This window comes from Colwellia sp. BRX10-4, from assembly GCF_014077465.1.
In the GTDB taxonomy this organism is placed as follows: Bacteria; Pseudomonadota; Gammaproteobacteria; order Enterobacterales; family Alteromonadaceae; genus Colwellia_A.
In genome coordinates, this window is the sequence record NZ_JACGVZ010000024.1 from 40808 (window position 1) to 63154 (window position 22347).

19 protein-coding genes, 1 tRNA gene and 1 rRNA gene are annotated in these 22347 nt (G+C 37.0%); 9 read left to right on the forward strand and 12 right to left on the reverse strand.

From position 1 onward, the window contains the following. Positions 1–33 precede the first annotated feature (33 nt). On the reverse strand, positions 34–738 hold the full coding sequence (locus H4J67_RS16120; RefSeq protein WP_182170515.1) for an ABC transporter ATP-binding protein: 705 nt from the start codon (positions 736–738) through the stop codon (positions 34–36). A gap of 31 nt (positions 739–769) precedes the next feature. Then, positions 770–2017, reverse strand: coding sequence for an HlyD family efflux transporter periplasmic adaptor subunit (locus H4J67_RS16125; RefSeq protein WP_310740636.1), 1248 nt, complete (start codon positions 2015–2017; stop codon positions 770–772). 241 nt (positions 2018–2258) lie between these two features. Here H4J67_RS16125 and H4J67_RS16130 point away from each other — a divergent pair, with 241 nt between their 5' ends. Then, on the forward strand, positions 2259–2951 hold the full coding sequence (locus H4J67_RS16130; RefSeq protein ID WP_220463186.1) for a cytochrome b/b6 domain-containing protein: 693 nt from the start codon (positions 2259–2261) through the stop codon (positions 2949–2951). 126 nt (positions 2952–3077) lie between these two features. Here H4J67_RS16130 and H4J67_RS16135 read toward each other — a convergent pair whose 3' ends face one another. From H4J67_RS16135 to H4J67_RS16150, 4 genes are all read right to left on the reverse strand, one after another. After that, positions 3078–3548 (reverse strand): cytochrome c, encoded by a 471-nt coding sequence (locus tag H4J67_RS16135; RefSeq protein ID WP_182170509.1) that lies wholly within the window; start codon positions 3546–3548, stop codon positions 3078–3080. A gap of 175 nt (positions 3549–3723) precedes the next feature. Next, positions 3724–5025 carry a PAS domain-containing sensor histidine kinase gene (locus H4J67_RS16140; protein ID WP_182170506.1) on the reverse strand — a complete coding sequence of 434 codons (1302 nt, stop codon included), beginning with the start codon at positions 5023–5025 and terminating at the stop codon, positions 3724–3726. Further along, entirely contained in the window at positions 5006–6406 is a 1401-nt protein-coding gene (locus H4J67_RS16145) for a sigma-54 dependent transcriptional regulator (protein ID WP_182204355.1), read from the reverse strand. Before H4J67_RS16145 ends, H4J67_RS16140 begins: the two co-directional genes overlap by 20 nt. 38 nt (positions 6407–6444) lie before the next feature. Further along, the gene (locus H4J67_RS16150; RefSeq protein ID WP_182170500.1) at positions 6445–7371 is read right to left on the reverse strand and encodes a LysR substrate-binding domain-containing protein; all 927 of its coding nucleotides are present in this window, start codon (positions 7369–7371) and stop codon (positions 6445–6447) included. A gap of 392 nt (positions 7372–7763) precedes the next feature. Between H4J67_RS16150 and H4J67_RS16155 the strand changes: the two genes are divergently transcribed. The 6 genes from H4J67_RS16155 to H4J67_RS16180 all read left to right on the forward strand — a co-directional run bounded on the left by H4J67_RS16155 (position 7764) and on the right by H4J67_RS16180 (position 15939). After that, positions 7764–8414, forward strand: coding sequence for a thiol:disulfide interchange protein DsbA/DsbL (locus H4J67_RS16155; protein ID WP_182170497.1), 651 nt, complete (start codon positions 7764–7766; stop codon positions 8412–8414). A gap of 211 nt (positions 8415–8625) precedes the next feature. Further along, complete coding sequence (locus H4J67_RS16160; RefSeq protein ID WP_182204357.1) at positions 8626–9864, forward strand: efflux RND transporter periplasmic adaptor subunit; 1239 nt, start codon at positions 8626–8628, stop codon at positions 9862–9864. 66 nt (positions 9865–9930) lie between these two features. Next, entirely contained in the window at positions 9931–10662 is a 732-nt protein-coding gene (locus H4J67_RS16165; protein ID WP_182204359.1) for an ABC transporter ATP-binding protein, read from the forward strand. After that, the gene (locus H4J67_RS16170; RefSeq protein ID WP_182204360.1) at positions 10659–13121 is read left to right on the forward strand and encodes an ABC transporter permease; all 2463 of its coding nucleotides are present in this window, start codon (positions 10659–10661) and stop codon (positions 13119–13121) included. Before H4J67_RS16165 ends, H4J67_RS16170 begins: the two co-directional genes overlap by 4 nt. 136 nt (positions 13122–13257) lie before the next feature. Continuing rightward, on the forward strand, positions 13258–14640 hold the full coding sequence (locus H4J67_RS16175) for a sigma-54 dependent transcriptional regulator (protein ID WP_220471668.1): 1383 nt from the start codon (positions 13258–13260) through the stop codon (positions 14638–14640). A gap of 24 nt (positions 14641–14664) precedes the next feature. Beyond that, entirely contained in the window at positions 14665–15939 is a 1275-nt protein-coding gene (locus H4J67_RS16180; RefSeq protein WP_182204362.1) for a PAS domain-containing sensor histidine kinase, read from the forward strand. A 27-nt stretch (positions 15940–15966) separates the two neighbouring features. Here H4J67_RS16180 and H4J67_RS16185 read toward each other — a convergent pair whose 3' ends face one another. The 3 genes from H4J67_RS16185 to H4J67_RS16195 are packed head-to-tail and all read right to left on the reverse strand — an operon-like array spanning position 15967 to position 18146. Further along, positions 15967–17220: a DEAD/DEAH box helicase gene (locus tag H4J67_RS16185; protein ID WP_182204364.1), complete on the reverse strand. Its 1254-nt coding sequence runs from the start codon at positions 17218–17220 to the stop codon at positions 15967–15969. A gap of 4 nt (positions 17221–17224) precedes the next feature. Further along, entirely contained in the window at positions 17225–17632 is a 408-nt protein-coding gene (locus H4J67_RS16190) for a DUF2750 domain-containing protein (protein WP_070375250.1), read from the reverse strand. Between the two features lie 37 nt (positions 17633–17669). Then, on the reverse strand, positions 17670–18146 hold the full coding sequence (locus H4J67_RS16195; protein ID WP_182204366.1) for an acyl-CoA thioesterase: 477 nt from the start codon (positions 18144–18146) through the stop codon (positions 17670–17672). Positions 18147–18313: 167 nt separating this feature from the next. Between H4J67_RS16195 and H4J67_RS16200 the strand changes: the two genes are divergently transcribed. After that, positions 18314–18760, forward strand: coding sequence for a YaiI/YqxD family protein (locus tag H4J67_RS16200; RefSeq protein WP_182204367.1), 447 nt, complete (start codon positions 18314–18316; stop codon positions 18758–18760). Between the two features lie 27 nt (positions 18761–18787). On the opposite strand, the gene H4J67_RS16205 is transcribed toward H4J67_RS16200, so the two are convergent. Beyond that, positions 18788–20164: a DEAD/DEAH box helicase gene (locus tag H4J67_RS16205; protein ID WP_182170482.1), complete on the reverse strand. Its 1377-nt coding sequence runs from the start codon at positions 20162–20164 to the stop codon at positions 18788–18790. A 213-nt stretch (positions 20165–20377) separates the two neighbouring features. Between H4J67_RS16205 and H4J67_RS16210 the strand changes: the two genes are divergently transcribed. Next, positions 20378–22009, forward strand: coding sequence for a response regulator (locus tag H4J67_RS16210; protein ID WP_182204369.1), 1632 nt, complete (start codon positions 20378–20380; stop codon positions 22007–22009). Positions 22010–22051: 42 nt separating this feature from the next. On the opposite strand, the gene H4J67_RS16215 is transcribed toward H4J67_RS16210, so the two are convergent. Together H4J67_RS16215 and rrf are read right to left on the reverse strand one after the other, a co-directional pair. Next, a tRNA-Tyr gene (locus H4J67_RS16215) sits at positions 22052–22136 on the reverse strand. 91 nt (positions 22137–22227) lie between these two features. Then, a 5S ribosomal RNA gene (gene rrf / locus H4J67_RS16220) occupies positions 22228–22342 on the reverse strand. Positions 22343–22347 lie beyond the last annotated feature (5 nt).

Here is a 22347-nt window from a genome sequence, read left to right on the forward strand (position 1 = left end):
TGACGGTACAAAGTACTTATTGAGTTAGCCGATTTACCCGACTAGTTTTACACCCGGTGAGTGTAAAATAGCGCCATCAAGAAGTTGTACTTTAGTACGCGCCATATCTGCATAGCGCGGATCATGCGTTACCATACAAATAGTTGTACCCGCTTTATTTAATTGGTCGAGTACATCCATAACTTGGTCAGCACTTTTTGAATCAAGGTTACCCGTAGGTTCATCGACTAATAAGACGGCAGGGTTTGCGACTAGGGCACGAGCAATAGCAACACGTTGTTGTTGTCCGCCCGAAAGCTGATTAGGTTTGTGGCTAATTCGATGTGACAAGCCTACTTTTTCTAAACATTCTATGACACGCTTTTTAATTGTCGCGTTATTAGGCTTATCTGCATGGTAGCGTAATGGAAGCGCCACGTTGTCGAAAACTGAAAGCTCGTCTATTAAATTAAACGATTGAAATATAAATCCAATCTTTGCATTTCTGACTTCTGCAGCTTGATCCAGCGATAAGTCAGTTACATTGACCCCTTCAATGAAATACTCTCCACCGCTACTCACATCAAGTAAGCCCATAATTGATAAAAGTGTTGATTTACCACAGCCAGAAGGACCAGATATTGAAACGTAATCTCCTTTATTAACGGTTAAGTTAATTGATTTCAAAGCATGTGTTTCAAGTTCTTCGGTTTCAAAAATTTTACCGATATTTTTTAATAATAAAATGGCTTTGCTCATGTACCTATCCTTTTGTAATTTTATGACTCAATTATAGAATCGAGATTTTTGCTGTTTTATAGTTATTTAAATCTGAAATAATAAATTGGTCGCCTAAGTTGGCTCCCGCACTTATTTCAATAAATCGTCCAGTTTTTTCTCCAAAACTTATGTCGACTCTTTTAGCTTCGGACATTTCTTTATTAAGCTGGTACAGCGAAGTTATACTATGCGCTTGCACATTGGCAGGTCGGTCTATGTAGTAAATGTTTTTCAGCACTTTAGCCGTTATCACGGCATCAATGTTTTGTTCGGGCCTTGCACTTTTAGGCAGTTTCCCAGAAAATGATATTTCAACCTCGACGGTGTTTTGGTCAACAATAGGGTCAATACGCTTAACTTTTCCCTTAATGAGTTCTTGTCGGGTATCAACGATAACGTTCTGACCAATTTTAACTAATTGCACTTGGTTTTGTGGCACACGGATTAACGCAATTAATTCGGTAACACTACCAATTAAGGCGACTTCTTGCCCTGCAGACAAGCTTTGTCCTAAATTTACAGATAAACGTTGTAGCACACCGTCAAAGCCAGCCTTTACTACTAATTTATTTTTCCGGTCTTTAGCGATTGTTAGTCTTTGTTCGACTTGCTTAATACGTTCTAATTGTATATTTATCGCTTCTTTATGTACTTCTTTAAGCTGTTCATTACGTTCTTTAAAAATTTCGATTCGTTCTTTTAACTGATCTTCACGCAATATGCTTTCTTGATAGTCTATTTGTTTGACAATACCGCTTTTTACCAATTTATTTTGTGCGGTTAACGTTAAACGAGCCCCTTTGTGCTGTGATACAAGTTCTAAATAACTAGACTTTTCGGTGAGTGTTTCGCGTCTTTGGTTTAATTTTAGTTGACGTAAATTGGCTCTTGACTCAGCTACTGAATATTCAGCACTTTGCACTTGTTGCTGCAGTTCTGGGTTCGCTAATTTTACGATTACACTTTCTTTGGTAACAGTCGCGCCAGGTTTTAATACGATTTCTTCAACCGTTGCTTTGGTGAGGGTAGTAATTAATTGCAATTTATCTGAGGTTAACTTGCCGTATCCTTCTACGGTAACGTCTATATTTCCTTGCTTTACCGTTGCAAGCAATAAATCTTTTCTTGCTAGGCTGACACTATTAAGTGACGCTTTTGCATAACTTACCAATACAATAACAATAACAACGGCGATCGTTACTATTAGTCCTTTGTTATTGAGCAATGTCTTTTTAGGCTTCTGTTTTAAAATATCCACATTATTCTCTTGGCTGTTGCTTAACCGTCTTTCTATATTTATTGATATAGCGAATTTCGTGCCAATAATATTTCCCATACAAATCAATACGAAACATTAAATCAGCAAACCAACTTTCGTACTAGTTCGATAATGAACTCAAAAACTTTCGTTATTGATGTGAAGTAATTCGGTGATTCCTTTTTACTTCATAATTTGTAGCCATTACAATTAATACTTTATTTTTATTTGGGATAGACTCTTGCTGAAACATGTTCTTATTTGGGATTTACCTTTACGACTTTTTCATTGGCTATTTGCCTTTACTGTTATTGCCTCTTGGTACACTTCTGATCAAGACAATGACCTGATTGATATTCATATGAAACTTGGCTATTTCGCTTTAGGCTTACTTGTTTTCAGAATTTTGTGGGGATTCTTCGGTACTAAACACTCACTCTTTAGCTCTTTTGTTCCAACACCTAAGCGCCTTATTAACTACATTGGTGATCTAAAAAACAATCAAGTTAAAAATAGTAGTGGTCATAATCCATTAGGCAGTTTGATGGTTTTTTTGATGATTTTTCTCATCAGTTTACAGGCAGTAAGTGGCTTGTTTATCAATGATGATGTATTTTCTTCTGGACCTTACTACGATAGTGTTAGCAAAGAAGTCGAACAAGTTATGATGTTTTTACATCACAATGTTTTTGACTTTATGATTGCAGCCATTGCTATGCACCTATTGGCAATCGCCTATTATGAACGAATAAAAAAACAGTCGTTAATACTGCCGATGATCACAGGAAAAAAGCTTACTGCTAAAGTAGATAATAAAAATGTAATCAAACACTCTAAGTTATGGATTGCGCTTTTAATTGTAATAGTGGCTGTGGTTTTTGTTTATTGGCTGGTTGTGCTTAATGCACCGGTTATAGAAGAATATTACTACTAATACATTTGTTATTTTAACAATAGGTGATTAGAAGATTTTTGCACCACTGAAATCACCTATTAATTTATGTTAATTAAACCCGAAACCATCAGACTTCAAAGCCGTTAAATGGTGACGGGTTAAGCACTATTCTGCTTTAAAGTCATCATGGCAGCCGCCACAGGTTTTACCTACACCACCAATCGCTTTTTTAATAAGACTTTCATCTCCACTTAAAGCTGCTTTTTGCAAATTAGCCGATGCTTGTGTTAAGTCATCAATACGTTTTGAAAATGCATCTGGTTGTTCCCAAATTTTGTCGAGTGCTTCAGTCTTCACTTTATGTGCCGAAGTGTTCGTGCGGGTGTAGTCTGCAATCATCAGTGATAATTGATTAATGCGTAAAGCATGCGTTGATACTTTTTCCGCGTCAAATTCAATTTTTCCTTTAGCCATGCCGCCTAAAGGACCCATGTTGCTGCCCAATAAACTAAATATTGATTGGCGTAAGTCAGTCGCTTTTTCTGCATGTTTTAAAGAGCTTGCTGAGTTAGCGATTGCACCTGTAGCTAATACAGTAAAAATACTCGCGGCTACTACTTTTGTAAATAATTTCATTTTATTTATTGTCCTTATGGTAATTTTTATCACTATAGCAAAACTTCTCTATTAAATAACAATAAATATTTTTCCAAATCAACTTGTTGTTACAAACAGTTTTATCGGGTTAACTTACTCAAATAAACAAAGGTTCATTTTCGAACTAATACCTAGTTCATAATTGAACCCGCTGCTAACCTTTGTCAATAGTGGGTTTAGGAAGAATCATCATTACGGTAACTCCTTGTTGCTGTTGATCACTCTCGTTATTATTATGCAGTTCCATTACCCCATGATGCTGTTCAATAATATTACGACAAAAGCTTAACCCTATTCCTTGACCTTGTGGCTTAGTTGAATAGAGCGGAACAAATAAGTTGTTCATGTTAGAGAAACCATGACCATCGTCGGTAATTTCAATAATATAATATTGATCTTCTAAAGCAAGGCTAACCGTTATTTCTGTGGCGCCTGCCTCTTTAGCATTTTTAAATAAGTTAATAAAAATTTGTTCTATAAATTCGCCATCTGCCCAAAATTCATTAACACGCGCGTTAAGGGTAATGTTTATATCGGTGAACAAACCTGAAACAGATCTAATCACATGCTCTACAGACAACCACTGGCAATTTATTTGTAGCTTTTGTGATAACGACGAGTATCGGTTCACAAAAGATTGTAAATGCAAACAACGCTCGGTAATAACACCAAGCACCATTTTGTCTCGTTCATTGCTTGCTTTATCTGCTAGCGTCTCTGCCATTGAAGATACCGGTGTTAATGAATTACGGATCTCATGACCGAGTACGCGAATGATTTGCTGCCAAGCATTTAATTGGCTTTCTCGTAATGCGGGTTCAATATCAATAAAAAGCAGCAGTTGATGATTTTCACCATCATCTATAAATTCACTGTGACGTATTTGCCAGCGATTTTTTTTCGCTTGGTCTATGAACTTCCAGTGTCCTTCATTGTAATATAAGCCCAATAAATCGGCAGTGGCGTGACGAAACATTTGCCATGGTTGCTTAAACAGATAATAAAAAGCTTCGTTACCAAGTGTAAGTTGTTGTTTTTCATTAAATATTAAAACTGGTGTATCTAACTGTGAGATCAATTGATAAACCAGAAAAGCCTGCTGATCATAATGAGACTTTTGTGTTTGTAACTTTTCACTTAGTTTTTTCAATTGCTGATGAAATTCGCTAACCTTACCCTTTGGGAAAGTTGATTTTCCAAATTGGTTATAATCTTCCTGAGTAATGGCATCTAAATGTAAAGAAGCACGGGTAAAAGATCGCATCACGCGCTGCTTTATTGACAAAGTAAAGCCAAAACAAATCGTAAAAAGCACTAATTCAATAATAACAATCCACTGCCACTTTATTGTTAAAAGCCATGAAATATAACCAGTTAACAACAAAATAACAGTACAGAGTATGGCAAGTTTTTTTTGTATATAGCTTTCTAGAGAATTAGTTTTTAGCAAGGCCATATTTCTCCACACGTCGATACATCGACGCTTTTGTTAAACCCAGTAATAACGCCGCTTGGGGTATATTTCCTGCGCTTTGTTTGAGCGCTAATTTAACCATAGCAACTTCCGCTTCAGCCAATGTCATTAATGGTAATTGATTACTCGGCTCATTATTTTGAAGCACATTGTTGGCTAAGTTTTCGACTGCCCCCGCAGGACTGACATTTCTAATGTGCAAATCTTCTGCCAATAACTGTTCATGTTCAGCTAACAAGACTGCTCGTTCAACTAAGTGGCTCATTTCCCTCACATTTCCTGGCCAATGGTAATCAAGCATAGCTTGCTGTGCACCATGCGATATAGAACAAGTAGGCCGTTGATATTTTTTAGTGAATTTATCAACAAAGAATTGCGCTAACAATAAAATATCTTCCGTGCGTTCTTTTAACGACGGTACTCTAAATTCAATCGTATTAAGACGGTAATATAAGTCTTCTCTAAATAACTCAGTACTTAGTAACTGAGCAAAGTCACCATTAGTCGCTGATATTATGCGGGTATTTGTTTTTTGTGTTAGACTTGACCCAAGGGTTTCGTATTCTCCATTTTCTAATACACGTAGTAGTTTAGCTTGTTGGGAAAGTGGAATATTGGCGATTTCATCCAAGAATAAAGTGCCATTTTCAGCGAGTTCAAAACGCCCAATACGGTTTTGTTTGGCATCAGTAAAAGCGCCTTTTTTATGGCCAAACATCTCGCTTTCAAACAGTGACTCGCTGATAGCGCCCATATTTATGGCAATAAAAGCTTCGTTATTACGCGGTGATCCTTGATGAATAAAACGAGCAAGTTCGCTTTTACCTGTGCCATTATCACCGGTTAATAAAATACTGACATCGGTATGTGCCACCGCTTTTACTTTTTTCAATAATTGCGTCATAACGGGTGATTGCCAGACGTAATCGTCACAACTTTCATTGATAAGTTGTTGTTTTAATCTTTTATTTTGACTTGAAAGGTTTAAAAGATTGAGCTGCTGCGCCACAGTGTGTAGTAAGTGTTTATTACGCCAAGGCTTTTCAATAAAGTCGTTGGCACCTAAGTTCATTGCTTTTACGACTAGGTCGGTGTTGGACCAAGCGGTCATTGCTATTATTGGTGTATGTCCAAATGAAGAGTTTTGTAACCAGGTAAGAAAAGCTAAACCTTCTTCACCAGACGTTGTGTCTAATTGATAGTTCATATCAAGCAATATCAAGGATATAGCATGGTTTTTTAATTTCACTTGTGCAACTTGAGGGTTGTCGGCTTCAATAACGGTGTAGTGATGATCTTCTAACAATACCGCTAAACTTAGACGGATATCCGGACGGTCATCAATAACTAAAATACAGGGCATCTACTGATATTCCTTAGATAAATGTAACGAAAGCAAGATTATCTTAATAATACTTTCGGTGCTGAGCTTGCCATTTCGGCGCGCACCCAGTCAATAAAAACCTGAATACGTTTAAGCTTAGCTGAATTGGGATCGTAGGCCAAATAGCGTTTCCAAATCACTGGATGCTTAATTTTAAAAGGCACAACTAATTGCTTAGTCTGAATGTATTGTGAAAACATTGCATTGGCAGCAAGTGTAACGCCATGACCACTTAATACCGCATTTAAGGCCATGTCGCTCGAGGTAACTTCTGTTTTCTTAGTCATGTTTTCAAAGCCTTTGACGCCTGCATGCTCAAACCATTTATCCCAAGTAACTACCTGCTCATTAGCTAAGCTAACTAAGGTGCAGTCTAGGAGGTCTTTGGGGCTTTGAAGCCACATGTGTTGTAATAACTTGGGGGAGCAAACGGGATAAACAACGTCTTCACCAAAATCTTCCATAACGAGATTGTCAGCGTTGGACATTTGTTTTTTAACACCAAAGCGTATCGCCAAATCTATATGTTTTTGTTGTAAATCTTCTTTCTGATTTGAGCCTAATATGCGTACATTAACATCCGGGTGTACTTGAGAAAATTTATATAAACGAGGCATTAACCATAAAGAACAAAATGCTTGTGTTGACGTAATCGTTAAATCGCCAGCAATATCTTCTTGTTGGATACTGTTAAGCCCTTTTATTAATGTGTTAAGCGCTTGATGTGTCGACTCATACAAAGTCTCGCCGCTTGGCGTTAACAACATTTTACGGCCGGTACGAACGAATAATTTTACGGATAAAACATTTTCCAATTGCCGCATTTGTTGGCTAACCGCCGCTTGAGAAACAAACAACTCTTCTGCCGCTTGACTATAGCTTTTATGTCGAGCAGCACTTTCAAAGGTACGCATTGCATTTAAATACTTGAGTCGTTGATCCATTTTTACTTATTGCCCATAAGCTTAACTTATATTAAGTGTAAGTTTATATCGTTGGTTTGTCATTTATTGTTTTGACAGAATAGTCTTACACCCACAAATAAGGATAGATAATGGAAAAGCCACAAAAACATTAACCACTGATAATAATGAAATAAACAAACCATTTACTGATGAAAATAGTAATGTACTAAAAAACAAAACGGCTACAATTCAACAACGTTTAACTATTATTTCAAATAATTTAAACTTATGTCTTTTAATTCATTTTAAATAATGACTTTCGATAAAAAATTTTCGTAATAAACTTTTACATTTTACGATGAACCGACGCTTTTTACTTTGGTCTATACTCGCAACAATAAAAACTAATAAATGATTCTCTAAGGATAACCATGAAAGCTCTTAAAACACTATTTGGCGGATTCATCGCCTTGACCTTATTCGCTGCGACAGCGATTGCAGCACAAGACAGTAAATTTGAAGAAGGTAAGCACTATAGCGTTATATCTGAACAAACGACCAACAAACCTGAGCTGCGTGAATACTTCTCTTATTACTGTCCTGCGTGTCGCGCTTATGAGCCCTATTTAAATGAATTCGAAAAGATATTGCCCAATGGGGCTAAGCTAGAAAAAACGCACGTGGACTTTATGCAACAAACTGCGCCAGAAATTCAGTTTATGCTAAGTAAAGCCCTTATTATTGCCGAGAAAACGGCTATTGCTAAAAAATTCTCTCCTGCCATTTTTAACTATTTACAGACCGAGCGTGCAACGATAAATAGCGAAGAAGATATTCGTAACATTTTTGTATTGAGTGGCGGAGATGGTGCTAAATTTGATAAAGGCATGAAAAACTTTAGCATTATTAGTGAAGCTAAGCGTAATAAGCAGACTCAGGATAAGTTATCAGCAGCTCGTCAATTAACCGGTGTTCCGACTATGGTGGTTAATGGTAAATATTTGATAAATTCTAAAGCCCTTGATGATAAAAACTTTTTCGCTGACTACACCGCATTAGTCGCGCACCTCTTTACGCTTTAATGGTCAATTATTTACCTTCTCCATTATAAAAATCTATTAAGGTGAACTTAATAGATTTTACATTTCCGAACATACGCCTATCAAAAACGAACAGTTACTCACCTCTGTATTAAACTAAAATACATATTCAATTGATATATATACAATTTAATTATTGGCACAACTCTTCCATTGCACTATTCAACTTTATACTTATAGCAATAGACGTTCAATGGAAATAAAATTATTAAAACAAAAACCTTGGAAAAAATGGTTAGCCTTTAGTTTATTTATTGCACTTATTGGTTATGCTGCTTTCGCTGTGAGTAGTAAAGCGATCAAAGAAGTAGCTTATGGCACGTTAACTTTTCAAGCCGTTGAGCAAGGTGCTATTGATATTTACACAAATGCTTATGGTGAGTTTTATTCTGCCAAAGAGCGTTTACTCACGGCGCCAGCAATGGGTAAAGTCGCTGAGATTTTAGTTCGCCCAGGGACAAAAATAACAACTGAAACTATCATACTATTATTAACAAACCCTAAACTTGAGCAAGAAGTTAACCAAGCTAAAGGCTTGTTAGCACAACAACAAGCGCAACGTGAAGCCTTTAAATATGAGCAACAAAGTCTGCGCTTAAATTATCAAGGTCGTATCGCTGATATTGAGGCCGAAATTGAAAAAGCTCAGCTTGAACTCTCTGTTAATGAAAACTTAATGGATTTAGGCGTTTCCTCACAAATAGATTTGCAACGCGCTAAATTATCAGTGAAACAACAAACCAAGCGATTAAAGTTTGAAAATGAAAAATTAATACAATTTGTTGAAATGCAAGGATACCAACTAACCCAACGCGATATCACGATTACTCAGCAAGAATCTCAAGTGGTTTTATTAGAAAAACAACTTGAAGACATGCATGTAAAAGGTGGGATTTCCGGTTCATTACAAAGTTTAGAAGTTGAATTAGGCCAAAGTGTTCAGTTGGGCCAATCACTTGCGAAAGTAGGTAGTGATTTAGCGTTAATCGCGCGTTTACGCTTGCCTCAACAGTTAGCAGATCAAATTGATATTGGTGCCCTCGTCACGATTAACACTCAAAAAGGCTCAGTCAAAGCACATATAAGCCGTATTGAAAGTATTGTAACGAATGGCTCTGTATTAGCTGAGGTGGTAATTGACAGCGAACTGACTTCGAACGCTCGCCCCTCTTTGTCAGTGTCTGCACAAGTATTTGTAAAACACGAAACCAATGCCACTTTTATCAAGCAAACATCGGGGCTTCGCCCACGTTCAAAACAAAGTGTATTCGTAAAAACTAACAAAAATACTGTTGTGCAACGAGAAGTTGTTTTCGGAGAACTTTCTCAAAACAAATTGATGATAATTGAGGGGTTAAGTATTGGCGATGAAATTATTAGCAGTGATACTCGCCATTATGAAAGATTCAAAGAATTAACCCTTACTTATTAACGTAATTCTAAGTATTGATTATAAAAATGTAGTCATTAAAACAATCATAAAAATAAGGAAATAATAATGAAAACTATAGTTAACATGAATAACGTTCATAAACGTTTCGATAGCAAACAAATTGAAACGCATGCACTACAAGGTCTGTCTTTAGATATTAATCAAGGTGAGTTTGTTGCTATTACCGGACCTTCTGGTTGCGGAAAATCAACACTATTGTCAATTATGGGGTTAATGGATAACGCCAGCGAAGGTGAATATATAATAGCAGATATTAATACCCAAGGTTTGAAAGTTGACCAGAGAACACAAATAAGAAACCAGCATATTGGCTATGTATTTCAATCATTTAATTTAATCGACAGTTTGACCGTTTTTGAAAATGTCGCTTTGCCACTTGAACACAGGAAAGTAAAAAAGGCAGAAATCAAGCAACGTGTTGAAGAAGTATTAGCACAAGTTGATATGGCACACCGTCAAAGTTATCGACCTAATCAGTTATCAGGTGGTCAACAACAACGTATCGCCATCGCTCGTGCGTTAGTTGGGAAACCTGATTTAATTTTAGTGGATGAGCCCACCGGTAACCTAGATAGTAAAAATGGTGACCAAGTTATGGCTTTATTGGAAACACTAAATAAAGCAGGCTCTACTATTGTAATGGTAACCCATGATTCTCGCTATGCACGTTGTGCAAGTCGCCAAATTCAGCTACTTGATGGACAAATAGTTTCACAAGCAAATACAACCCCACCTAACTACGCCGAAAAAAATAGAAAATTGCAGGGGGTTGCATGAGCTTAGTCAGAAAAGCTTTCTATAGCGGCATCGGACGGGTATTTTCTTTACCTCGTTTAAGTGTACCGCTTATTCTAACCTTAGGGCTAACACTTGGTGCGGTGTTAACGGTAATAGCGATTTCATCGACTCTTTTTTTGCAGCCGTTACAAGGTGTGCCTAATGAGGATAAGCTTCATACTTATTCAATAAATGTTCCATTTAGTGATGATTTTATTGTGCCTTTTTTTGAAATGAAACGTCTAGCTCACTTTTATGATGATTATTCAGCATTAGGTGAGTGGGCAAGTATTTCTACCCAAACAGCCAAGATTTCCATCAATAATACTCAATATGAGGTAAATAAGCATAAAGCGTCTAGTAACATTCTAACCGTATTGGGATCAAAATTAATTAAAGGCCAAGACGTTAATATTACTTCACCTGAACGCTTTGTTTGGATCTCAAATAGCTTATGGCAAAGTGCATTTTCGAACAAAAATTCTGCCTTAGGATCAATAATTCAACTAGAAGATAAAAATTATACCATTGCAGGTGTTATTGAAGACGTGACAGCCATAAAAAGTACGGGAATTATCAATTCAAAACAAGTGTGGCAGATAAGTAACTTACCACAGAAAAAGTCTGAGCCTGAGTCAAACGCACTTAATGGCGACTTAGAAAATATTATTGTTTTACAAAAAGATAATCGTAGAATTTTAACTGAAAATGAAATTAAAGAATGGAGTACAAGATACGTAGAGAACAACTTTACTGCTGAGGCAGCAGCCACATTCAAAATGTTTAGTAAAAACTTCGAACTAAGCATTAGTAATAAAAGCTACCGTGAAAATTTACTAGGCTCTTCAGTATCACTTATTGTCACTTTATTGGTAACGGTTGTTGGTTTATTATTAATGGCCACACTTAATTTATTAAACTTGTTTATTGCACATTATCAGGCGAGAAGTAAAGAATTTGCAATTCAGCTAAGTTTAGGCGCCAACCTAAATAAATTACGGCTACTAATTTTTTTGGAAAACCTCCCTTGCTTCAGTTTAGCAGCCATAACTGGCTTATTGTCAGCAGGCTGGATAATCAAACTCTTGCCTATATTAGCTGGCAACAATTTACCTTTATTAGCAACAATAAGCCTTGATTTTCCAACGGTGATCGCCGCTTTATTAATTGTAATGTTATTGACACTAATTTTTAGTTTACTCGCGACTATTGACGTTAATAAACATAGCTTAGTAGATAATCTAAATAGCAGCGGTAAAGGTATACAGACACAAAACAACCAAACATTAAGTAAAGTATTAATGGTACTTCAGCTATCTTTAGCTTCTATTTTATTAACATCAAGCGTAATGCTCGCACTGCAAAGTTATGAAGAGGTCTTTGGTGAGGTCGGTTATACATTAGGTAATAGCTATCAGATTAGTATGGAACCTAAAACGAAGGGACCTAAAAACGTTCTATATGAACACCTTGAAACGATGGTATTAAGTAATCATGACACAACAATGATGACGTTTATTGAAAGCAATGTAAGTGGCAGCAAAGTTATTGTTCCTTCGTCTGGGCCACTTAATGGAAGTTTTACAATACAAACGTATAAAGAAGAGAATACTAATTTTTCAATAAGCTATGAAAAAAAATATTTCAACGAAGGTTACTTTTCAGCCTTTAAAATCCCCTTGATAGCAGGGGAAAACATTACAAAAGAACAAATAGAAAATGATGAGCAAATAGTTATTGTAGACGCCGCGATGGCAAAAATCATGTACCCCAAGCTTTCATTTAATGAAATTATTGGTAAAAAACTAAGAGTTTCAGACGCGATTATCCAAGGCATTGTGCCGACACTTAAAAGCCTACCAGGACACTTGAAAACACATCAGCTACCCATTGTTTATAACGTGGAACCCAGTTCATCAAATTATTTAACCTACACGGTTATGATGCCTGAAGGAAAAAAACTAACGACTTCAATGATAGAAGATAAGTTCAAAGCGCAATTCCCTCTGTTCAAAAACTTAGAAATTAGCGCATTGAATGATACGTGGGCTGAAATGACTCAAATGCATCGTACTAGTTTATGGATAATAGTCACGGTGACACTACTGACCATAATACTTGCCGCTATTGGTGTTGCAGGTTTGACTCAAATGACAACAAACCATCGTAAGTATGAATTAGCCGTACGCATGGCGACTGGCGCGAAACAGTCACTATTAGTACGCTTTATTTTAAAAGATGCTTTGTGGATGTTGGTATTGGGTTTAGGACTAGGCTTTGCATTTTCAGTTTTTGGTTATGAGCAACTTCAAAAGCACTTAACGATGTTACCTGAATTTAATGGCGTCGCTATGACGATATTAGATTTAGGTTTGATTTTTATTGTGTTCTTGTCTGTCATTATTCCTGCTTGGCGCGTAATAAGTGCTGACCCAATGCAAGCATTACGTGAAGAGTAACATTTTTTCATACTTAAAATTACGTTATCATTAGGTAAATTGATAAAGTTAAGTGAGGGTTGACCAAGAGTTCCTCACTTTGTATATGTCTATTACTGCCTCAACATTAACAATATAAATAGTTAAGGATTTTTTGTTGGATTATAAAAATAATGCCACGATTCTCATCGCCGATGATGATGAAGATATTAGGTTAGCCCTAACGTTACTATTACAAGCGAGTGGCTTTCGTATAATTGAAGCCGAAAATCCTAAAGAAGTGATTATTCAAGCAGAACGACAAAAGCCTGATTTAATTTTATTAGACATGAACTTTAGCCGTGATACCACCAGCGGAAAAGAAGGTTTAGAAATTCTCACTCAACTCCATAAAAATAAAATTCCCGTTATTTTAATGACCGCGTGGGGCAGTATTGAACTTGCCGTTAAGGGTTTAAAACAAGGTGCGTGCGATTTTATTGAAAAACCATGGCAAAAAGAGAAGCTCCTCAATAGCATTCATCAGCAGCTTAATGTGGCTAAACTTCAGCAAGAAAATCAAGGCTATCGTGCTTTATTAAATTCAGCAGTAGAAAATAAAACGCCATCGACATGGATTTGCCAATCACCTGCTATGATTGCCATCGAGCAACTAGTTAAGCAAATAGCTCCGATCGATGCCAATGTACTTATTTTAGGTGAGAACGGTACAGGAAAGTCGCTTCTGGCAGAACGTATTCATCAACTTTCAACACGTCATAATGCCCCCTTAATTTCAGTTAACATGGCAGCGATACCTGAAAATTTATTTGAAAGTGAATTATTCGGTCATCAAAAAGGTGCATTTACTGATGCGAAACAAAATAGAATTGGCCGTTTTCAATTAGCAGATCAAGGCAGTTTGTTTTTTGATGAAATCGGCTCTTTACCCCTTATTTTACAGCCTAAGTTATTACGCGTTTTAGAAACGGGTCAATATGAAATATTAGGTTCAAGCCAAACACAAAGTGCTAATGTTCGTTTGATCAGCGCAACCAATGCAAATTTACACTATTTGGTTACCGAAGGTGGCTTTCGACAAGACTTACTTTACCGATTAAATACGTTCGTAATCACCTTACCACCTTTGCGAGAACGCCTTGCTGACATGGCGCTATTAACAGTAAACTTTATTAATACGTTTTGTAAAAAATATCAGAAGGATCCCATAACCTTATCTGACTCTGCTTTAACTAAACTTACTCGACATAACTGGCCGGGTAATATACGCGAATTGAGTCACGTTATTGAACGAGCCGTATTAATGGCAACCAGTAATGAAATAACAGATTTACAGTTATTACTTGAAGTTCCACAAAATGAACAAAATCATATTGTTCTACAACCGTTAGAAGTAGCCGAGCAGCAGCTTATCGACAAGGCGATGACGGTTACACAAGGTAACGTTATTGAAGCTGCTAAAATTTTGGATATTTCGCGTAATGCGCTTTATCGACGCTTAGAAAAATTTGCTAATAATGAAAACATCTCTAAAGAGTAAGTATATGAAAGCAGGTACGGTTAAGTGAGCAATGAAAAAAACTTAGTCATCGCGCTAAGTTTTGTGGTTTTATTAATAATAAGTTTGGTTGCCGCACTCACCTTAACTTTAGGTTGGAGCTTGCTCGGTGTAGCCACATTATTATTTGCACTTGCCTACCCATTAATCTGGGTAGCATGGCGTTGTTATTCATTTTGGTGCCAAGCCATTAGGCAACTGACTACTTTCACCCAAATACTTAAGGAGGGTGAACAGAACCTTCGCTTTAAACAACAACATCCCGATAATTTACTGCTTGCTTTACAAAAAGAAATTACCGGATTAGCTCAAGTAAATTTGACCAAATCACGTAATCATCAAAGCTTAGACAATTTATTAAATCACATTCTCAATGCTTGGTCTGTACCTGTATGCTTGTTCGACGAAAACCAACAACTCACCTATCGTAATACAGCAATGAATGAACAGATCCAACAACCTATGCTAGTAGGAAGTTTTGCAAGCGACTTAGGTTTCAAACATCAAAATGGACAGTTAACTCACCCCAAGTTTGATCAACAATGGCAGTGTCAAAGTATTCAATACAAGCAAGAGAACCAAGATCATTGGCTTTTTTCTGCTATCAACATTTCTCAATTATTAAATAAGAATAGTAGCGTAACCCAACAAAACCTAATACGTGTTTTAGGGCATGAATTACGTAACTCTCTTACTCCGATGGCTTCTATGACAGATACTTTATTATCTGCTGATGAATTAGATGAGCAACAAACGCGTTTAGTACTTTCTCGTATCCATAAACGTAGTAATCGATTATTGTCTTTTATTAGTGAATACAGCAAATTAACTCAACTTCCATTACCTAAGCTTGAGTGGTTTAATTTAAGTGAAATTATTGATGAAACGAAATTATTAGTTAATGAGCAGCTTTGTGCTATTGAATTCCAAGGTAATCAACAATGCTTCGGTGATGAAGAACAAATAGCTCAAGTGATTATAAATTTAGTAAAGAATGCTCAAGAAGCAAGTGAAAATATCCAAACTAAAATAGTCATAAAAGCATTTTATAAACAAGAGCAACAAATAATTGAAGTTGAAGATAACGGGCCAGGTTTTGCTAATCTCAACAATGTATTAACCCCTTTTTATACCACTAAACCTGGAGGATCTGGCATAGGTCTATCGTTATGTGCTGAAATTATAAAAAATCACTTTGGCCAGCTTAGTGTTGAAAACAGACAAAATAAAAGCGCCACTGTTGGCGCTAGCATATTAATGAGTTGGCCCATTGTCAGTTAGTATTTAGGTTAGTTGACAAAGATAAGTTTAACGGCGCCCATATTTACTTTCTGTACTTGTTCGTTTTTTCGAGCGTGCGCTTTGACCTAACGCTTTTTTCCTATCGCGCTGTTTTTGGCCACCTTTACGGGCGGGCTTCTCTGTTTTTGTTAAGTCAGGTTCATAACCAGGATACCATTGCTGTAATAAGCGCGTATCGAGTACTTTTTCAACCGCTTCTAATAACCATTCTTCGCTAGGGCTCATCAACGAAACAGCTACCCCTTCATTACCTGCTCGACCCGTTCTTCCTATTCTATGAATATAATCTTCAGCAATATAAGGGAGTTCGTAGTTAATGACATAGTTTAAGTTTGCAATATCTAAACCACGAGAAGCAACATCGGTAGCCACTAAGGCACGAGTTTTTCCTTCTTTAAACTCTGCTAAGGCTTTTTCTCTTGCGCCCTGAGATTTATCGCCATGAATCGATTGCGTTTTAATACCGTCTTTACACATTTCTTTCGCTAATGCGTCGGCAGTTACCTTAGTACGGGTGAAAATAAGGACTTGTTTCCAATTCTTTGAACCGATTAAAAATGAGGTTAATTCACGCTTTCGATCACTATCAACGGTATAAAGGATTTGTTCTACTTTTGCCGCCGCAGCATTTCGCTCACTGACTTCAATTAACTCAGGATCGGTTAATAAGTTTTTACTCAGTTTAAAAATTGCATCGTCGAAAGTTGCTGAAAACAAAAGGGTTTGGCGCTTAAGTGGTACCCGATTTAAGATACGGTCTATCTCATCTTTAAAGCCCATATCTAACATACGGTCAGCTTCATCAAAGACTAAAAATTCCAGTTCCGTTAACGCTAAAGAGCCATTAATAATATGGTCAAGCAATCTTCCGGGGGTTGCCACTAAAACATCCACACCTTTGTTTAATGCAGTGATTTGTGGGTTAATACTGACACCACCGTAAGCAACGGCAATATTGAGTTCTGTGTTTTCAGCATAACTAACAAAACTTTTATAGACTTGTTGAGCAAGTTCACGTGTAGGCGTTAACACTAAAGCTCGAACAGGACGACTTTCAGGAAGTGTTGCCATTAACTTTTGCAAAATAGGTAAAGCAAAGGCCGCTGTTTTTCCTGTTCCTGTTTGCGCTCCAGCCATAATATCTTTTCCAGCTAAGATCGCAGGAATAGCTTTTAACTGAATAGGGGTGGCCTCATTATAACCAAGTGCTTTTACAGCGTTGGTTAGGCTCTTATCTAATGCTAAAGAAGTAAAACTCATGTAATTAACGCTGACCTTTGGCTGATTGATTTTTTTGTTTGTTTTTTAGTTCTTGTTCAAGCTCATCTGGGTAAAAAACTAACCCTTGCTCATTTTGACTAGGAAACACCACTAAGGCTAATTCGTCGTCTGCCAAACCATGTGACCAGTGACTAAACCATTTACTTAATGAAATAGCTTCTGGCTGACATTCTTGCCATTCATCTGTGGCCCAAGCTTGGGCAAATTCTTTATTTGGCCAGACAGGTACGCAATCTTCATCTTCAGTATTAAGCATCACACAGCCGTGCTCGTCTTTTAATATCCAAATTTCATTATTTACGACAACTTCTTTCAGAAAGTAATTTGCTCGTTGAGCATCATCGTAATTTAAAACGAGTTTGATTTGTTGTTCGTCTAGAGCTTGCACTATAAAATATTCCTATCAGATTTTGTATTAGGTAGCATGACTATTCCACAAAAATTTGCATTTCTTCGCCAATGAGTTTGCGCATTTCCATCAACTTTATCGCTGACTCATGTTGTTTAATATCTTCTGGTGACTCTGGGATCCACGTTGGTATTTTTTCAGACTTACCGTTCTCGTCAACTGCAACCATTATAACAATGCAATGAGTGGTCAATGTACGATTAAGGAACTTTGGATCACAGGCATTAACTTCTAATGCAATATGCATTGATGAATTACCGGTGTAGATCACCTTAGCCTCAACTTCAACTAAGCTACCAACATGAATCGGAGCAATAAAACGTATGCCACCCGCATAAGCAGTTACACAATAGCGACCACTCCACCCAGCTGAACAAGCATAAGCAGCTAAATCGATCCATTTCATTACCGCCCCACCATGAACTTTACCGCCAAAATTTACATCTTGTGGTTCGGCTAAAAATCTAAGGGTGATGTCTCTTTGTGGCTCGTTCATGCTTTAACTCTCTTAAAAAATATTAATGGGTACCCTTGTGTATGGATACCCTTTCAATTTAAAATTTTACCATTGTATATATTCTACTAGGTATACCAACAATCATCATATTAAAATAGAAATATATCCGCCTAACAATCGCAATCAATAAATCTAAGAGGAATATAATGAAAATTTGGGTCGATGCCGACGCTTGTCCTGCGGTAATTAAAGATATCTTATTTCGTGCGGCTGACCGTGCAAAAATTGAAACTATTTTAATTGCCAATCATTTTCTAAAAATGCCACCGTCCAAGTTTATTTCCTTTGTACAAGTAAGTTCAGGTTTTGATGTGGCTGATAATGAAATTGTTAAACGCTGTACTGCATATGACTTAGTGATCACTGCAGATATCCCGTTAGCGGCAGAAGTCGTAGAAAAAGGTTGTTTGGCTCTAAACCCTAGAGGTGAACTTTATACCAAAAGTAATATTAGGCAAAGACTCAACATGCGCGACTTTATGGATACTTTACGCTCTAGCGGCATTCAAACGGGTGGCGTTCCGCCGATTAGTCAAGGTGACAGACAAGCCTTTGCAAATAACCTTGATAAATTATTAGCCAAAAGAATCTAAGGCTCATTAAGAGCCTTAGTTTATTAATTAGCGTGAAGCTGAGTAAGGGTCGCTACTATTTTTAGGGGCGGTACTTACTGGATTTTTACGACGGCCACCTGCATTTGAATCTTTATTCGCGTTACTATCATTTCTATGACGAGGGTTTTTACTTTGTGGCTTATGGCCTCGAGCATTATCTGCAGAACGTTGTCCGTCATGATGTTCGAATTTAGCCTTTTTAGGTTTATTTACTTTCAAAGGTCTTAGCGGGCGTGACTCCAATAAAACATTAAAAGGTTCAAACCCTTCGATAACTTCACGTGGAATATGAGTTTGTATAAGGTGTTCTACATCATTCAATAAATCAATTTCATCTGAGCACACTAAAGAAACAGCTTTACCGCTGGCACCTGCTCGACCTGTTCTACCGATTCGGTGAACATAGTCTTCTGCTACATTAGGTAATTCAAAGTTAACAACCTGTGGTAATTGGTCAATATCAATACCACGTGCCGCTATATCTGTGGCAACTAAAACATTCACTGTGCCATCTTTAAAATTGGCTAAGGCTTTTGTTCTAGCCCCTTGGCTTTTATTGCCATGAATTGCTGCAGCTTTTATACCTTCAGCTTCTAGTTGCTTCGTTAATTTATTCGCTCCATGTTTAGTTTTCATAAACACTAAAACTTGTTGCCAACCATTATCTTTTATTAATGCGGTTAATAGTCCAGCTTTTTGTTTTTTATCAACCGGATATATTACCTGTGCAACTTTCTCTGCTGTGGTGTTTCTTGGGCTAACTGAGATCTCTACAGGGTTATTTACTAATCCACGTGCTAAATCACGGATATCTTCTGAAAAGGTTGCTGAAAATAAAAGGTTCTGGCGTTGTTTTGGTAATACCGATAAAACTTTTTTAATATCACGTAAAAAGCCCATATCTAGCATTCTATCCGCTTCATCGAGTACGAGTATTTCAAGTTGTTTAAAACTAACCGCTTTCTGATTATAAAGATCAAGAAGACGACCTGGCGTTGCTACCAATATATCGACACCTTGTCGTAAACGCATCATTTGCGGATTAATTTTAACACCACCAAAAACAACAGTAGCCGTTAAAGGTAAATACTTACCGTACATTTCCACATTTTCGTATATTTGCGCAGCGAGCTCTCGTGTAGGTGTTAAAATAAGGGTACGAACTTGATTAGCTTGTGGTTTATTGCCACCGGATAAGCGTTCCAAAATTGGTAGAGTGAATCCTGCTGTTTTTCCTGTTCCCGTTTGTGCTGCTGCCATGACATCTTTCCCACTTAGTACGGCGGGAATTGCTTGTGCTTGAATTGGTGATGGTTCGGTATAACCTTTTTCAGCAATCGCTTTTTGAATCGGGGCAGATAAGCCCAACGAGGTAAAACCCATAGATAAATCTCTTTATAAAAAGTGGAAGTTAGCCAATGTACAGCGGCGTTGCAGAATACAGTATAGCTATTATAAGTGCAATTACGAGAAGGGTTATCTGCAAGCAAATAAGCTATATATCCTAATATTTAATTATTGTCAGTTGCAAAGCTAGACAAGTGGTTTTAATTCCGCTAAAAGTCTCTACAGTTAAAAGAATATTCAAGGGAGTTTATGAACAAGATTGAATACAGCAAGATGCGTTTTTTAATCGTTGAAAGTATCAGCCAATCACGTGATGCATTGAAATTATTCGCTAACACACTCGGTACTCTTAGTGTTGATACGAGTAACCGCGCCTCAGATGTATTAACACTATGTGAAAAAATTCAGTTTGACGTTATATTATTAGGTTATGATCTAGGTGAAGATAAAAAAAATGGTCAACATATTCTTGAGGAATTAAGGTCTAAAAAGTTTATCTCACGTCATTGCGCTATTGTTATGATAACCGCTGAGGTTTCACAAGCTATGGTGTTAGCTGCCCTCGAACATAAACCTGATGAATACCTTGCTAAGCCATATACGCTTAACGATCTTAGCATTCGATTAGCGCGATGTTTCGCTAAAAAAACAGCCATGCTTGATATATATAACGCTATGGATAACAACGACTCCCAACAAGTTATTTCATTATGCCAAGATATTATCTCCATAAATTCAATTTATAAAAATGAGTGTTTAGGAATTCAATCTAGGCAATACTTTGAGTTAAAACAATTTGGTAAGGCCCGAGACATTTACCAGACTTACGCTTGTTCTCCTAATTGTCAGTGGGCTGCAATTGGCCTAGGAAAAATAGCATTACTCGATCATGATTATGACTTGGCCGTTGATTGTTTTAATACGGTAATAGAAAATAATCCACTTTATTTGTCAGCTTACGATTGGCTAGCCAATACCTACCAATTAAATAAGGAACCTCTGTTAGCAGCAGCCATTTTAGAAAATGCTTTGGTTGTTTCACCCCTTTCTGTACCACGTCTAGAAAAATATGCAGACTTATGTTTAACAAATGAGAACTTTGATAAAGCAACACAAGCTTTTGCTAAAACTGAAGCGCTTGCCTTTCACTCTGTTCATAGAAAACCTGATAACACCTTACATTTTGTCGAAGCGCTACTTGAGTCCATGACAGATCTAGAACCTCAAAAATCGCGCAGACTAAGTAACAAAGCCTTTAAATTACTGACCGATATGGTCAGAGACTTTAATACCATAGAAATTAAGATTCATAGTAAATTATTGGCCGCTAGGTTGTATGATAAAATTAAAGATCCAAGGCTAGCTAAAGAGGCATTAAAAGAAGCTGAGTTGTTACTAATCAACTGTAAAAATCAAATATCACCAGTAGGTACAATTGCAATAGCCAAGTCACTCATTGCTATGGGAAAGAAGTCTTATGCTGATAACCTACTAACTGAGCTAGCTCATGTAAATCATGATAATTCCCCAATACTCACACAAATAAACACTATTGCAGATAAGCCTTATGGTGACCAAGAAAAGATTGCGGCACAAAGCGCATTAGAGTTAGGTGTTAGTCTATATAAGAAACATAAATACGGTTTAGCGATTGATAAACTCAATACAGCACTGGTTCATTTTCCTAATCACACAGGGATTAAGTTGAATTTATTGCAAGTGTTACTTGTTTCGTTTGAAAAAGATAATGAGAGGGTTGGCGATCTAGCACAGGCTGAGATGTTAATTAAAGCATTAACCTTGACCGATTCTACAAGTGAGTTTTATATTAGATTTAAAAAGTTAAGTGATAAGTATTCAGATATAACAAAAATTAGCTAAGCGCTAATATCATTAAATAATAGGAGATTTGTTTGAATAAAGTGGTGGAGGGAGGTGGATTCGAACCACCGAAGGCTGAGCCATCAGATTTACAATCTGGTCCCTTTGGCCACTCGGGAACCCCTCCACGGGGCCGATAATACAACTTGTTAGTTGCATTATCTTAAACAGCCGCTTAACAATACCATTTAAATGGTTATTATTAAACTTAATTAGAAGCCTAGCAATGTCCTACTCTCACATGGGAACTCCCACACTACCATCGGCGCTACTGCGTTTCACTTCTGAGTTCGGAATGGGATCAGGTGGTGCCACAGTGCTATTGTCGCTAGACAAAA

What these genes read in the sequence shown, in the direction of transcription:
- H4J67_RS16120 (WP_182170515.1), bottom strand. Translation starts at nt 738, where the DNA reads ATGAGCAAAGCCATTTTATTATTAAAAAATATCGGTAAAATTTTTGAA.
- H4J67_RS16135 (WP_182170509.1), bottom strand. Translation starts at nt 3,548, where the DNA reads ATGAAATTATTTACAAAAGTAGTAGCCGCGAGTATTTTTACTGTATTA.
- H4J67_RS16140 (WP_182170506.1), bottom strand. Translation starts at nt 5,025, where the DNA reads ATGGCCTTGCTAAAAACTAATTCTCTAGAAAGCTATATACAAAAAAAA.
- H4J67_RS16145 (WP_182204355.1), bottom strand. Translation starts at nt 6,406, where the DNA reads ATGCCCTGTATTTTAGTTATTGATGACCGTCCGGATATCCGTCTAAGT.
- H4J67_RS16150 (WP_182170500.1), bottom strand. Translation starts at nt 7,371, where the DNA reads ATGGATCAACGACTCAAGTATTTAAATGCAATGCGTACCTTTGAAAGT.
- H4J67_RS16155 (WP_182170497.1), top strand. Translation starts at nt 7,764, where the DNA reads ATGAAAGCTCTTAAAACACTATTTGGCGGATTCATCGCCTTGACCTTA.
- H4J67_RS16160 (WP_182204357.1), top strand. Translation starts at nt 8,626, where the DNA reads ATGGAAATAAAATTATTAAAACAAAAACCTTGGAAAAAATGGTTAGCC.
- H4J67_RS16165 (WP_182204359.1), top strand. Translation starts at nt 9,931, where the DNA reads ATGAAAACTATAGTTAACATGAATAACGTTCATAAACGTTTCGATAGC.
- H4J67_RS16170 (WP_182204360.1), top strand. Translation starts at nt 10,659, where the DNA reads ATGAGCTTAGTCAGAAAAGCTTTCTATAGCGGCATCGGACGGGTATTT.
- H4J67_RS16185 (WP_182204364.1), bottom strand. Translation starts at nt 17,220, where the DNA reads ATGAGTTTTACTTCTTTAGCATTAGATAAGAGCCTAACCAACGCTGTA.
- H4J67_RS16195 (WP_182204366.1), bottom strand. Translation starts at nt 18,146, where the DNA reads ATGAACGAGCCACAAAGAGACATCACCCTTAGATTTTTAGCCGAACCA.
- H4J67_RS16200 (WP_182204367.1), top strand. Translation starts at nt 18,314, where the DNA reads ATGAAAATTTGGGTCGATGCCGACGCTTGTCCTGCGGTAATTAAAGAT.
- H4J67_RS16205 (WP_182170482.1), bottom strand. Translation starts at nt 20,164, where the DNA reads ATGGGTTTTACCTCGTTGGGCTTATCTGCCCCGATTCAAAAAGCGATT.
- H4J67_RS16210 (WP_182204369.1), top strand. Translation starts at nt 20,378, where the DNA reads ATGAACAAGATTGAATACAGCAAGATGCGTTTTTTAATCGTTGAAAGT.